Here is a 13,457-nt window from a genome sequence, read left to right on the forward strand (position 1 = left end):
CTACATCATATCCTCTTCCTGGAATGACTTCGTTTTCTTAAACTGCCACACGGCTACTGTAATAACGATGAGAGATAACAGAAGTGTAATGGCTGCCGCTTTTGAATACTGCGCTGATGTCATTGTCAGGCGGTAAATCCAAGAAATCAAAATATCGGTACCACCGGCATTTTGGCCTGTGATTGCAGGGCCTCCGCCATTGAACAGATAAATGATATTAAAGTTATTGAAATTAAACGTGTATTGCGTAATCAAAATAGGCGCGGTCGCAAACAATACAAGCGGAAGTGTGATGTTCCTAAACTTCTGCCAAATGGATGCCCCGTCAACAGTTGCCGCCTCGTACAGTTCGTTCGGGATTGCCTGGAGTACCCCAGTTGTCATTGCAAAGATGAACGGGAAGCCCAGCCATGTTTGGATCAGAATTAATGCGAGCCTTGTGAAGAATGGCTCAGTCATCCAAGGAACATTTTCAATTCCAAAGAATGCTAGAATATGAATGTTGATTGTACCGAATGATTCATTGAACATACCCGCGAAAACCAGGATAGAAACGAAAGCAGGTACCGCCCAAGGCAAGATGAACACAGTACGAATGATTGCTTTGCCTTTCAAGTCCTTTTGATTAATCAGGATTGCCAGGAAAATTCCCAATGCAACCTGGAAGGTCGTGGCAATGAATGTCCATACAATCGTCCAGCCAAATACGGAGAAGAATGTCTGTCTCCAAATATCAACTTTGAAAATATCAAAAAAGTTTTTAAATCCTACCCAATCGACTAGCTTTGCAGGAGGCGAGTGATAAAGGTCATAGTTTGTGAATGCAAGCAGCACGACAAAAATAATCGGGAAAATAACCACGAACACTAACAGCATAAATCCCGGTGACATAATCAGGTATGGGAAACCATTGTCAATCAGATTTTTGTATTGCTCCCTGATTGTGCTGATCGGTTCATTTTGATCCCGTCTTCTTCCTATTTTATAGGCATCATTCAGGTTGAAGATATAAAAGGCTAGCCCGAAAACGGTAACAATAATGGCAAGGATGCCATATACCATATAAAAAATCGAATGATGTTCAAATGGAATTTCGCCGAGAGTGAAAATCCCCCAAAAACCGTAATTCAGTAAATTTCCGAATACAATAAAGAATGACACTGCCAGGATAAGGAAAGCACTTCCCTTAAGGGCCTGTTTATTGTAAAACTGGCCTAACCCCGGAATAATTGATAATAGTAGTGCGGTTTTGCGGTGCTTGGTTGAATAGGAATCAGACATCCTCTATTCCCCTTTCTTTTTCTCTAGGCTGTGTTAAACAAGGGGGTTGATTTGCGCTCCAGGTGCTTCGCTTTCCGCGGGCGGCCTGGGAGCCTCCTCGGCGCAGGCGCCTGTGGGGTCTCCCACTGACCTTTTCTCCCGCGGGAGTCTTCGCACCTTACGCTCCAATCAACATTGTTAATATCAACAATCTCCTTTAAAACAGCCTCTCTCTAAAAACTAACTGCTTACTAGACTTGAATCTTCGTAGTAAAGACTCATGCTCTGCCGAAGTGGCCTTCTGGTGTTTTTTCTGCCGGCTAGGCATCCCGGGGCGTCCAAACTGTTTTCAAGTTCAGAGGCTTGCTCAGAAAAAGAATTTACTTCTCTTTCTCAACAAGCATCTAAGGAATATTCTGGTATTGCTATTTTCTTAAAAAGATAGCAGTATCCCCTTGCAAGGGGATACCGCTATTCTGCTAAAAACATTACTTAGAGTGATTAGCCTCAATGTTTTTGTTGATTTGGTCAACTGCAGACTTCATTGCAGCGTCTGGCTTACTCTTGCCAGTTGCGATTGTTTGAAGTGCGTCAGCCATTGGCTTCCAAACTTCTCCCATTTCCGGAATATTTGGCATTGGGATAGCAACTTGTGTTTGAAGGGCAACAGCTTGTGCACCCGGGTCGTTCTTAATTGCTTCATCTTCAACAAGCGCTACGTTTGTTGGAACTTCAGCAGTTTGTTCAAAACGGTATTTTGCATTTTCATCGTTCGTGATGAACTCAAGGAATTTAGTTGCATACTCTTTGTTTTTGGAGTGTGAAGATACATGCCAGCCTTTAACACCCATGAAAGTTGTCATAGGAGTGCCATCAGCAAACTTTGGCAGTGGAGCAATACCGATATCGATGCCTGCATCCTTATAAGGGCCGAATGACCATGGTCCGCTCATAACCGCATAAGCATTGCCATCCTGGAACAATCCATCCAATGCAGAACCGCCGGACTCACCAACGATACCTGCCGGGAACAGCTTTTCAGAATACCATTTAGAGATATATTCAGCACCTTTGATTGCGCCTTCGTTAGCAAGGCCTACATCCTTAGGATCAAGCGTGCCGCCATTGTCTTTGAATACATAACCGCCGTTGCCGCCGATTACTGCATGTGCAAAGTAGTAGTTATCCCAAGTAGCTAGGAAACCATATTTGCTGCCTTTAGTGTTTGCCTTTGCAAATTCATAAAGATCTTCCATTGTCGCAGGAACTTCAGTCATAAGAGCTTTATTGTAAATAAGAACTGGTGTTTCAGCTGATTTTGGCAGTCCATACAGCTTGCCATCATATGTTTGGGCAGCAATGGATGATTCAGAGAAAGTTCCCTTTACAGCATCACTAACTTCAAGTGGAGCAATGAGGCCTTCAGTAGCTACCTGGCCGATTTGGTCATGCGGAAGAGTCACGATGTCTGGGCCAGTTCCAGCAGGGCCGTCAAGGCGAAGCTGGTCACGCATTTTAGTTGCCATCTCTACTTCTTTGAATTCAATCTTAACGCCTTCTTTTGCTTCGAAATCTGCAGCTACCTTTTTAAGCCAGCCGGATTTGTCTTTATCTTCCCAAACAACTAGCTTTTCAGGCTTTTCAGATGCTTCTTCCTTCTTCTTGCCAGTGTCTGTGCCTCCGGTTGTTTCTTTAGGTCCGCAAGCTGCTAGGGCGCCGAGCACAAGAACGACCATTAAAAGCATGGATAAAGCTTTTTTCATTTGAACCCCTCCTGGAATTTCTTCCTATGTTTTAATAGATTGTCCAACCATTTTCTCAGGGATAGAATTAAAACGGTTACATTTAGTGAAAACGATTGCACAACTTAATTTTAATTATAGAGCATTTGGACAATTTGACAACTAATTTTTTTAAAAAATGTTAGCTTTTTACTTTAGTTAGAATACTCATTCTAATTTTGTAATAGTATAAACTCACTACTAACAAGAACTTTTTTGCCAATTCAATATAAATTAAGAGGTTTCCCAGCTCATAAATGAATCAAGTATTGTTAGGCACGCGATTGCACAAAAGTCTTAAATCTTGAATACAATTTATCTATTATACTAACGAAAGCGATGCTGTATTACTGAGTGATATAAATAAAGGGCGACCCTCCTGGATCGCCCCCACCTTGCTGTATTGCCTTATTCCTGATTAGTTTTCTTCCTGCTGCGTTTGGCAAGGATAATTAAAAACACCGCAAATCCTATCCAAACAAGTGCAACAGAACCCATCAAGGCCAAATTCAGTCCTTGCTTTTCAGACAGGACATATACTTCACTTTCCTCACGGTCAAGAATAAGCGTATAGCCTTCGTCGCTTCCTTCTGACTCATCGCCCTTCAGCAAGCCTCTTAGCTCCATTCCTTCACTTTCAACCTGTTCGGGTGCGAGCTTTATTTCCCTGGTTTTACTCGAGTTATTTATTGCAATGATCGTTGTTTCATCATCAAATACCCTTTTGAAAACAGCGATACCATCCTGCTCATACAGCTTTTCCATTGTCCCTCTAGTAAGCGAAGGCAGCATTTGCCGCAAATCACTCAATTTACCGATGTGGTCTATCAATTCTTTGTCGGATCGAAAATTCATCAGCTTTCGATTGTCCGGTGCCTCTCCCCCATCAAGGGCGATTTCACTTCCATAGTAGACAATCGGAATGCCCGGTGTTGTATACATATACGTGAGTGCCTGCTTCCAGGGAGTGCCCGGGAAGATATTATTTGAAATGATTTCCCTTGTAAACCTGACTGTATCCTGATGATCCATGAAGGTCCCAGTCTCATAAGGATTATCGCTGTTAACTTGAGCCTGTTCCCATTTTGTAAAAATACCGCCTAGGTCCCCATCAGGCTGTGAGAATGCCTTCCTAATTTCATCAAAGGAAGTATAGTCATAGTATCCATTAAAACCAGCATTTCTGTATTCTTTAAGAAGTTCAGAGTCCGATGTACCAAAATCGGCAATCAGGTAGACATTCTCCTTTTCAGTCTTTACCGCTTTTGAAAACTCGCTCCAGAAATCCGCAGGTACTTTATCAGCATCACTTAACCTGTAACCATCAATATCCGTTTCGGAAATCCACCACTTTCCAGCATCAATCAAGTAATCTTGAACATCTGGATTTTCATGGGCCAGGTCAGGAAGGCCATCCTGCCAGCCATTCAACTGCTGTTGCCGGTTGCCATCGCTTCCCGCCTCTTGTTCAGCATGAAACCAGTCTTGCCCTTTTTCCTGAACAAGCTTGCTGTTTTTGCCAACATTGTTTGCCGGAAAATCAATTATTACTTTCATATCGAGGCTATGTGCCTCACTGACAAGCTCTTTAAACTTTTTTACAGAACCGAAATGCTCTTCCGTTTTAAAATAATCGTCCACCCAGTAACCGTGGTAGCCATTTTCCACATTTTCAAAAATCGGCGAGAGCATAATGGCTGTGAATCCCATATCCTTTATGTAGCCAAGACGATCAATTATTCCCTGGAAGTCGCCTCCGTTATAAGCGAGGGGATCTTTTGCATTTATGCCAGCGGTATCCTTGCTGCTATTGTTAAAGCGGTCTATCATGATCGAATATACCATTTCGTCCTGCCAAAGCCTTGCTTCTCTTTCGAATCCCTGTACCGGCAATGCCCATATAAGCAGAAACGGTATCAGGAAGAATGCCGCCAATTTGCCTTTCATGTGCCCATCCCCTTATTTTCAGGCAGTTGAACTGCCACTATGTATTAAAATCCATCTTATTCTCCCATAGTATTTTACCATACTATGAACCTTTGTCACTTTCGCTTAAAATTGATTTTTCTAAAGCCGTTTAGTACCCTGAATCTATTGGTAATAAGTATATAGTTTAATTGAAGGGAGCAACCCGCTTGTTTAGAGAAGCTATTTACCACCGACCGCTTGATAATTATGCTTACCTGTCGAAGGAAGACGAATTGCATCTACGCTTGAGAACAAAAAAAAAGGATGTTGATTCAGTTACACTCGTTCACGGTGACCCCTATGGGTTTGAGGGGAAAACGTGGATTTTTGAAGAAACTGAAATGGAGAAAACGGGAACTGATGCCTTATATGATTATTGGTTTATATCTGTAAAGCCTCCGCTTCGAAGAGTACGGTATGGTTTTAAAATCCAAAGTGGGGACGAAACAATCCTATATGGGGAACGCGGTTTTGCTGAGGATGTTCCGTCGGATATCGGATTCCTTTTTGCAATCCCATATATGCATCCATCCGCTTTATTCCAGGCACCTGAATGGGTGAAGGATACGGTTTGGTATCAAATCTTTCCTGAACGTTTTGCCAATGGTGATCCTGATAACGATCCGGAAGGTGCACTAGCTTGGGGCAGCGCAGAGCCCGAGCGAGATAATTTCTTTGGCGGAGACCTTCAGGGAGTCATTGACCATATCGGCTATTTGAAGGAACTTGGAATTACCGGGGTTTATTTTACGCCGATTTTTAAAGCGTTCTCAAACCACAAATATGACACGATTGATTATTTGGAAATTGACCCTGCTTTCGGGACAAAGGAAACGTTGAAGGAGCTTGTACGGATATGCCACGAAAATGGAATTAAGGTTATGCTTGATGCCGTTTTCAACCACAGCGGCTTCTACTTCCCACAATTCCAGGATGTTCTTGAAAAAGGCGAGAAATCAAAATATAAGGATTGGTTCCACCTGTGGGAGTTCCCGGTAAAAACCGAGCCCCTCCCTAATTATGATACATTTGGCTTTGTAGCGGAAATGCCAAAGTTGAATACCGAGAACCCTGAGGTTTCCGATTATTTATTAAAAGTGGGCCGTTACTGGATTGAAGAGTTTGATATCGACGGCTGGAGGCTCGATGTCGCTAATGAAGTCAGCCCGGAATTTTGGAAGCTGTTCAACAAGGAAGTTAAAAAAATCCAACCGGACTTGTATGTACTTGGAGAAATCTGGCATGATTCAATGCCGTGGCTGCGCGGCGGCCAATTCGACGCTGTCATGAATTATCCTTTTACAATGAACGTTCTCGACCTTTTTGCAAAAGAAGCGATTACTCCAAAACAATTCGTGGAAGCTATGACTTCAGTGCTTCATATGTATCCTGAGAATGTCAATGCAGTTGCGTTCAACCTGATCGGCAGCCATGATACACCAAGGATCCTTACGGAATGCGGCGGGGATATGGAGAAAGTAAAGCAGATTTTTACTATTCTCTTAACCTTCAATGGCACCCCTTGCATTTATTATGGTGATGAAATCGGGATGGATGGCGAACAGGACCCAGGCTGCCGGAAATGCATGGAGTGGGATGAAGATAACCAAAACACTGAGCTTTCTGAGCATGTCCGAAAGCTGATTGCGCTTAGGAAGAAAGAACCGTTGCTAGCAAATGGGGGCACACTTCATTTCATTTCTGCAGATGCTGATGATCAGTGCCTTGCCTACAAACGCTCTGACGATCAAGCAACTATCCTTGTGGTACTGAATGCAACGGACAAGCCTGCCACATACTCGCTTCCTGAAGAATTTGCTGGCAGGAACGCTGTAGATTTGTGGACAGAAAAAGAAGTTGCACCTAAAGAAAATGGCAGCAGCCAGCTTGAACTGGACAGCATGGGATTTACGATTATTAAATTTTCATAAATTGAACCCTCCATCAGTAGGTCTATTGTCCATTCCCTACTGGTGTACTACTCGGATTACTACTATTTTTTTAGGATTTGCTAGTGAGTCTCTAAGTAGCCCTAGTGATAAGTTACCATGTTCCACATGCATCTAGTAAAAAAGAGTTATCTTCGGGAAATAGCACTTTTAGTAGTACTCTGAGTACTACTAGTTTTTACAGCGAGTTTGCTAGTGAGTCTCCGGGTAGCACTAGTGATAAGTTGCCATGTTCCACATGCATCTAGTAAAAAAGAATTACCTTCGGGATATAGCACTTTTAGTACTACTCTGAGTACAACTAGTTTTTACAGAAAGTTTGCTAGTGAGTCTCTAAGTAGCACTAGTGATAAGTTGCCATGTTCCGCATACACCTAATAAAAAAGAGTTACCTTCGGGATATAGCCTTTTAGTACTACTAGTTTTCCAGTGGGTCCCTAAGAGTGGGATAAATAACAAACGCCAACCGTTTCGGTTGGCGTTTGAATATTTCCTCGGAAATTGTTGAAAATTAGCATTCTACTACATTTACATTATACTTCTTGAACCAGGAATGCATCTGGACAAAATGAGCCAGCAGCTGCGGGCCTGCCATCAATTGGCCGAAGAATGGTTCCGTAAAAGAATTGCCTCCGCTTTCCACCAAATCCTCAAGCTGCTTTTTATCAAAGAATTCATATAAAGCAGATGACCGGTCAGAAAGAGCTTCACTTGCAAGCTTTTGGACAGCTTCAGTATATGCAGGATGATGCGTCTTTGGATAAGGACTTTTTTTCCGATATAGGACATCAGCGGGGAGAATTCCGTCCATTGCCTTCCGAAGAATTCCCTTCTCACGGTTGCCATGCATTTTCATTTCCCAAGGGATGTTCCATACATATTCCACAAGCCGATGGTCAGCAAATGGAACACGCACTTCAAGGCTCGCTCCCATACTCATCCGATCCTTCCTGTCGAGCAGCGCTGTCATGAACCAGACCATATTCAGGTAAAATAATTCCCGTCTCCTCGCATCCTCCATGCTTTCTCCTTCAAGTGCCGGCGTTTCTTTGACAGTATCCAAATACCTTTCCATTAAATAATCATTGATTTTCAACTTTTTCCGCCAATCTTCTTTTAGGAGCGAAAGCCTCATATCGGTTGAGCGCATCCATGGAAATCCTTCGCGCTCAAAATCCGCCTTACGATGGAACCAGGGATACCCGCCAAAAATCTCATCTGCACATTCCCCCGATAAACTTACCGTGTACTCTTTCTTAATCTCACGGCAAAACCATAGCAAGGATGAATCAATATCCGCCATTCCTGGGAGATCGCGGACCTCCATTGCCTCTTTTAGCTCTTCTGCTAATTGTTTCTGGGAAATGATGCTCTTTACATGATGCGTCTGGAAGGAGCTGCTCATCAGGTTAATCCAGAACTCGTCAGAATCGGGCTGAAATTCATTGGATGCAAAGAAATGCTGGTTGTCTTCATAGTCAATCGAAAAAGTTCGAAGCGGGGCAAGATTTGTTCCTTGATACTCGTTGGCAGCAATTGCGGTAATGATGCTTGAGTCAAGCCCTCCGGAGAGGAACGTACAAAGCGGCACATCGGACACAAGCTGCCGTTTCACGGCATCATCGACGAGAAAGCGCACCTTTTCCGCAGTTTCATCAAGACTTTCTGAATGCGTTTGGCTTTTCACATTCCAGTACCGCCAAATTTTCAAGCCGTTCCGGGAAAATGTGAGCGCGTGGCCGGGCCGCAGCTCCTTGATTCCCTTGAATACGCCCGCACCCGGCGTTCTGGATGGAGCCATACCAAATAGTTCAGCAAGCCCTTCCCGATCCAGTTCTGCTTTCATCTCGGGGTGAGCGAGCAGAGCCTTAAGCTCAGAGCCGAAAATAAAGCCCTGCTTTTCACTATAAAATGCCGGCTTCACCCCCAGCCTGTCACGTGCAAAAAATAATTTTTCCGCGGCGCTGTCCCAAACTGCAAAAGCAAAAATTCCGTTCAGCCTGTCTACGCACTCTTCTTTCCATTCCATATAAGAAGCGAGCAGCACTTCTGTATCAGAATGACCACTAAAAGAATATCCTTTAAGGAGGAGTTCTTTACGCAAATCTTCTGTGTTGTAAAGTTCACCATTGTAGCAAATTGTATAATTGCTGCCTACGCCTTTTTTTGTCATCGGCTGCCTGCCACCAGCGATATCCACTACCGCAAGGCGCTTATGGCCAAATCCGGCGTCGCGATCGGTCCAAATATTTGTGTCATCCGGACCTCGTTTTGATAATGTATCTGCCATTTTTTCAAGAATTATTTTCTCTTTTTCCATATCCCGACGAAAATCAACCCAGCCGGCAATCCCGCACATACTTTCACTCCTCCGTACGGTTCCCTTATTAAGCCATTGGGAACTCGAATTCACTCTATCTTCAATCTATTTTTGAGTGGTTATAGTGTATGCAGGTTTTAAAGATGGGTTAATTGTCCCGGGAATTATTAAAAGGAGTTATAAAAGGGAGTGTTTATGTCTACAAAGGAAATAGCACCATTCACGGAGGTAAAGTGATGAATCGACAGCAGCGCGAAAAAATATACGAAGACCAGGAAAGAGCCTATACCGAAGGGTCAGTTGAACAAATAAATGGCCAATGGGTGTTTTTTGATGAAGAAACGGAAGAAGCCTCGCTGCTTGATGACTATCTGCTTCAGGAAGTGGAAGTATTGAAATTGAACCGCTGGAAAAAAGGGTTATTGGTTGAGCCAGGTAAGCTAACGTTCAATGACGATAGCCTGTTGCTCCGCGACCATGACCAGATCAGGGTGAGGAAGCATTTAATCTATTCACTTGAAAGACTGCTCGAACAAATCAATGACGACGCATTCTTCCAATTTATCACTACTCTCAACTCACTTAACTTTTCTATTTTTGATTGCCTGTATTGCTATAACCACCTGAATTTTTTAAATGACCAAACCAAACGGAATGGCGTCAATATTATGATTTTTGATAATCAGGACGAGATTTGCAGTGTCCAGCATCATTTCACCTATTATGAAAAGGAAAGTGACCGGTTCGAGTTTACCCTTAACACCGGAAAAAGGCTTATCATTGAAAAGCTAGCATCCCCATAGGAATCTTCCTGCAAACACAAAAAGCTGCCGATTGGCAGCTTTTTATCATTTTAAAACCAATCAAAGCCCATTGGCATGCTGAATCCAAGAAGCAGGATAAGTACAAAGGCAATGACAAACTGAATCCAAAGAACCTTTGCATCTGCCTTTTTCCCTGTCTTGATTAGCAGCATTTCCATGATGGCAATGACCCACAATCCGACAGCGGTTTTTAGAATATAAAGTAGTCCAATTTTAGGTATCGAGAATAAAATCATGAATCCTGTAATTAAAATAAGAATATACATTACCCTAAGAATCATGTGGGTGATTTTAGCCCCTTTTTCATTGCCGCCTTTATACAGGTTAAGCGCAACGAAAAATAAAATCGCACCTAGAACCCACGTTGTAATATGAGCGTGTGTCAAACCGTTTCCCTCCTCTATCTATTTCGCACTTATCATACCATAGCCACAGTGTAAATCCTAAAAATTAAGAGAAATTTAATAACTATATGGCTATTAAGATACAGTGTTTTTCAATACCCCGATTCCTTCTATCATAATCTCGATCGTATCACCAGACTTAAGGAACTTAGGCGGCTTAAAGCCTTTACCTACACCAGCTGGCGTGCCAGTCGCAATGATGTCTCCAGGTTCTAGTGTCATTCCCTTCGACAAATCTTCAATCAGCTGCTCAATCGGAAATATCAGATGCTTTGTATTGGAATCCTGTCTTATTTCTCCGTTTACCTTTGTCTGTATACCGAGGTTCCCATGATGAGGAATTTCATCCTTTGTAACAATCCATGGGCCCATTGGAGCTGAACCGTCGAGTCCTTTTCCAAGGAAGTATTGCTTATGCCGCTTTTGCAAATCGCGGGCCGTGACATCATTCAAAATTGTATAGCCAAATACATAGTCTTTTGCTTCTTCCTTTGTAATCCCCGTTCCCTTTTTACCGATAATGACAGCCAGTTCCCCTTCATAATCAAGCTGGTCAGTAATTTCTGAATGAGATGGGATTGCTTTATCAGGTCCAATAACTGCCGTTGGAGGCTTTGTAAATACCATGACATGCTCCGGAATATCATCCGCGCTTCCCATTTCAATCGCATGCTCGGCATAGTTCTTGCCGATGCACATGACATTTTTGGCTGGCCGTGGTATTGGGGCAAGAAGTTCAACGTCGCTAATTGGAATCCAAAGCGCCTTAGCTTCCTCAGCACTTTCTGCCCACTGAGCAAAGGACTTCGCCTTTTCATAAAAAGAATTTCCTTCTTCTAAGCATCCCAAAAGTGTAACCGGAAACTCTACTCCTATGGATGATGCCTCCTTAAGCGGCAAAACAGCCTGCCCATCCGCGCTAACCAAAACTGCAAGCGTTTCTTCCTTATGTATCATGGTTCCAAGTTTCATTCATTTTCGCCCCTTCCATCCACTTTCTTCTAGTATACAAAAAGAGCCCCTCCTGGATAAAGGAAAGGGCTTGCATTTAAACTAATTAAATTGTTTTAAAAACCATTTATTAATGAGATTACCACTGGTCCAAGAAGAACAATAAATAAACTTGGGAAAATAAACAAAACTAGGGGAAACAACATCTTGATAGGTGCCTTCATGGCAGCCTCTTCAGCTCTTTGCTTCCTTTGCTCACGCACCTCGACGGATTGGGCACGTAGGACCTGGACCATCCCTATCCCAAGTTTTTCAGCCTGGAGAATGCTGCTAATGAAGTTTTTTACCGCATCTACGCCTTCGAGTCTGTCCTTAATGCCGCCTAAAGCTTCTCGGCGGACTTTTCCAAGTCTCATTTCCTCTAATGAACGTTGGAATTCATCAGCAAGGACACCCTCTTTTTTGGACACGAGCTTGCTGATAGCGGCGTCAAATCCCAAGCCGGCTTCTAGGCTAACTGTCAGCAGGTCTAGCGTATCAGGCAGCTCCTTCAGTGCCTGTTTTTCCCGCACCTTTGTTTTTTGCTTTAGGTAAAAATGTGGCAAAATCGTCCCAAATGTCAGCCCAAAAACTACCGCAAAGAAAATTGCTGATGAACCGAGTCTCAACAAGGCCGCGTATCCTGCAAAAACACCTGGAAGTATTACAGCCGAACCTGCCTGGAAAAGACGAAAATCAATCGGCATCATGCCAAATGGGTTGCCAGCACGCTGAAGCTTTAATTCCAGCTTTGCCTCTTTTTCCCCAGGCATTCTCTTTTTAAAGCTCTTTTTAAAATCATTTACTACGGGCTTAAAAAATCGCTGGTAAAAGGAAATTTGTTCTTCTTTTTCCTTACCAGGATCCTTATCGTCTTGATTTCTGGTAATATAGACCGATACACGTTTTTCCACAGTTGATTTTTTATTTGTTTTGCCCATAAATAAGCTTAAAACAAAGAGCGAAATCGTCAGAAAAAATGTTAGATAAATCAACCATTACACCTCAATCTGCGTTATTTTCCTAATCAAAATGAAGCCAATAACGCCTGAAGTAACTCCAGCCGCTACCATTCCGATCCCGACTGGATGAGTAAATAAAGGTGAAATAAAATCTGGCTGAATAAAATAAAGGACTATACCAAGAAAAAGCGGGAGCAAGGCGATGACCATTCCTGACATTCGCCCTTGGGCTGTCAGGGTTTTAATTTGGCGCTGAATTTTGGTCCGGTCTCTAATTGTTTCAACAATTTTCTCCAGGACTGTTGCCAGATTCCCGCCAACCTGTCGTTGAATAAGAATGGCTTGAATCATCAAATCCAAATCATCACTCGGCATGCGTTCCTTTAGTTCATTAAGAGCCTCTTCGACACTACTTCCGTATTGCATGGATTTTATAACCGATTCAATTTCTTCTTTGATGGGTGAATCGGATTCCTCCGCAACAGATTTCAGTGCCTGTGGGAAACTGAAACCCGCTCTTAATGAACCGATTATTGTCGAAATCATATCGGCAAGTCCTTCATTAAACTTCTCCACTCGCTCTTTTTCTTTCTTTTTCAAAATAAAACCTGGCAATAAATAACCCGCGATTCCCCCGGGGACTGCACATAACCAATGAGTGAACAATAGAACCATCAAAATCCCGAAAAAACCAGTCGCTATCCATTGGAAAGTAACATATTCATCAGGCTTTAGGGGCACTCCTGACCTCGCAAGCATCGTTTCGAGTTTACTATTTTTCTTTTTCGTCACAAACCTTTTTGTGAGATTTTTGCGGGCTGCCGCATAGCGTGCAAACAAGTCAATATCATTATCGTCCACTTCAACCTTCTCAGGTGAAGCCAAATACCTTTCCATCCTTTTTTCAATCTTCTGGCTGCGGGAAAAAAAACTAGATAAAACTGCGTAGAACATTAAAAAGGAAGAACAGAGTATAAGTGCCAGGAAAATAAGCTTCAT

General features: G+C 42.8%; 10 protein-coding genes. 2 read left to right on the forward strand and 8 right to left on the reverse strand.

Translation table 11 applies throughout. The features are described 5' to 3' along the window. The 3 genes from TY16_RS17405 to TY16_RS17415 all read right to left on the reverse strand — a co-directional run bounded on the left by TY16_RS17405 (window position 1) and on the right by TY16_RS17415 (window position 4,988). Window positions 1–1,281 carry a carbohydrate ABC transporter permease gene (locus tag TY16_RS17405; RefSeq protein WP_043933089.1) on the reverse strand — a complete coding sequence of 427 codons (1,281 nt, stop codon included), beginning with the start codon at window positions 1,279–1,281 and terminating at the stop codon, window positions 1–3. A 467-nt stretch (window positions 1,282–1,748) separates the two neighbouring features. Continuing rightward, a complete protein-coding gene (locus tag TY16_RS17410; protein ID WP_043933090.1) occupies window positions 1,749–3,023 on the reverse strand; it encodes a sugar ABC transporter substrate-binding protein in 1,275 nt (424 codons plus the stop codon). Between the two features lie 426 nt (window positions 3,024–3,449). Continuing rightward, the gene (locus TY16_RS17415) at window positions 3,450–4,988 is read right to left on the reverse strand and encodes an alpha-amylase family glycosyl hydrolase (protein WP_043933091.1); all 1,539 of its coding nucleotides are present in this window, start codon (window positions 4,986–4,988) and stop codon (window positions 3,450–3,452) included. A gap of 188 nt (window positions 4,989–5,176) precedes the next feature. Between TY16_RS17415 and TY16_RS17420 the strand changes: the two genes are divergently transcribed. Continuing rightward, a complete protein-coding gene (locus TY16_RS17420; protein WP_043933092.1) occupies window positions 5,177–6,940 on the forward strand; it encodes an alpha-glycosidase in 1,764 nt (587 codons plus the stop codon). 529 nt (window positions 6,941–7,469) lie between these two features. Here the strand turns inward: TY16_RS17420 and asnB are convergent. Further along, window positions 7,470–9,317, reverse strand: coding sequence for an asparagine synthase (glutamine-hydrolyzing) (gene asnB, locus TY16_RS17425; protein ID WP_043933093.1), 1,848 nt, complete (start codon window positions 9,315–9,317; stop codon window positions 7,470–7,472). Window positions 9,318–9,514: 197 nt separating this feature from the next. Between asnB and TY16_RS17430 the strand changes: the two genes are divergently transcribed. After that, on the forward strand, window positions 9,515–10,081 hold the full coding sequence (locus tag TY16_RS17430; RefSeq protein WP_043933094.1) for a DUF2777 domain-containing protein: 567 nt from the start codon (window positions 9,515–9,517) through the stop codon (window positions 10,079–10,081). Between the two features lie 50 nt (window positions 10,082–10,131). Here the strand turns inward: TY16_RS17430 and TY16_RS17435 are convergent, their stop codons facing one another. The 4 genes from TY16_RS17435 to TY16_RS17450 form a co-directional block, all read right to left on the reverse strand. Beyond that, on the reverse strand, window positions 10,132–10,488 hold the full coding sequence (locus tag TY16_RS17435; protein ID WP_043933095.1) for a YisL family protein: 357 nt from the start codon (window positions 10,486–10,488) through the stop codon (window positions 10,132–10,134). Window positions 10,489–10,581: 93 nt separating this feature from the next. Continuing rightward, window positions 10,582–11,478, reverse strand: coding sequence for a fumarylacetoacetate hydrolase family protein (locus TY16_RS17440; RefSeq protein WP_043933096.1), 897 nt, complete (start codon window positions 11,476–11,478; stop codon window positions 10,582–10,584). A gap of 95 nt (window positions 11,479–11,573) precedes the next feature. Next, a complete protein-coding gene (locus TY16_RS17445; protein ID WP_043933097.1) occupies window positions 11,574–12,491 on the reverse strand; it encodes a type II secretion system F family protein in 918 nt (305 codons plus the stop codon). 3 nt (window positions 12,492–12,494) lie between these two features. Next, window positions 12,495–13,457 carry a type II secretion system F family protein gene (locus TY16_RS17450; RefSeq protein ID WP_043933098.1) on the reverse strand — a complete coding sequence of 321 codons (963 nt, stop codon included), beginning with the start codon at window positions 13,455–13,457 and terminating at the stop codon, window positions 12,495–12,497.

Source organism: Bacillus sp. EB01 (assembly GCF_000613125.1).
Classification (GTDB): domain Bacteria; phylum Bacillota; class Bacilli; order Bacillales; family Cytobacillaceae; genus Bacillus_D.

What these genes read in the sequence shown, in the direction of transcription:
- TY16_RS17440 (WP_043933096.1), bottom strand. Translation starts at nt 11,478, where the DNA reads ATGAAACTTGGAACCATGATACATAAGGAAGAAACGCTTGCAGTTTTG.
- TY16_RS17450 (WP_043933098.1), bottom strand. Translation starts at nt 13,457, where the DNA reads ATGAAGCTTATTTTCCTGGCACTTATACTCTGTTCTTCCTTTTTAATG.
- asnB (WP_043933093.1), bottom strand. Translation starts at nt 9,317, where the DNA reads ATGTGCGGGATTGCCGGCTGGGTTGATTTTCGTCGGGATATGGAAAAA.
- TY16_RS17405 (WP_043933089.1), bottom strand. Translation starts at nt 1,281, where the DNA reads ATGTCTGATTCCTATTCAACCAAGCACCGCAAAACCGCACTACTATTA.
- TY16_RS17410 (WP_043933090.1), bottom strand. Translation starts at nt 3,023, where the DNA reads ATGAAAAAAGCTTTATCCATGCTTTTAATGGTCGTTCTTGTGCTCGGC.
- TY16_RS17430 (WP_043933094.1), top strand. Translation starts at nt 9,515, where the DNA reads ATGAATCGACAGCAGCGCGAAAAAATATACGAAGACCAGGAAAGAGCC.
- TY16_RS17415 (WP_043933091.1), bottom strand. Translation starts at nt 4,988, where the DNA reads ATGAAAGGCAAATTGGCGGCATTCTTCCTGATACCGTTTCTGCTTATA.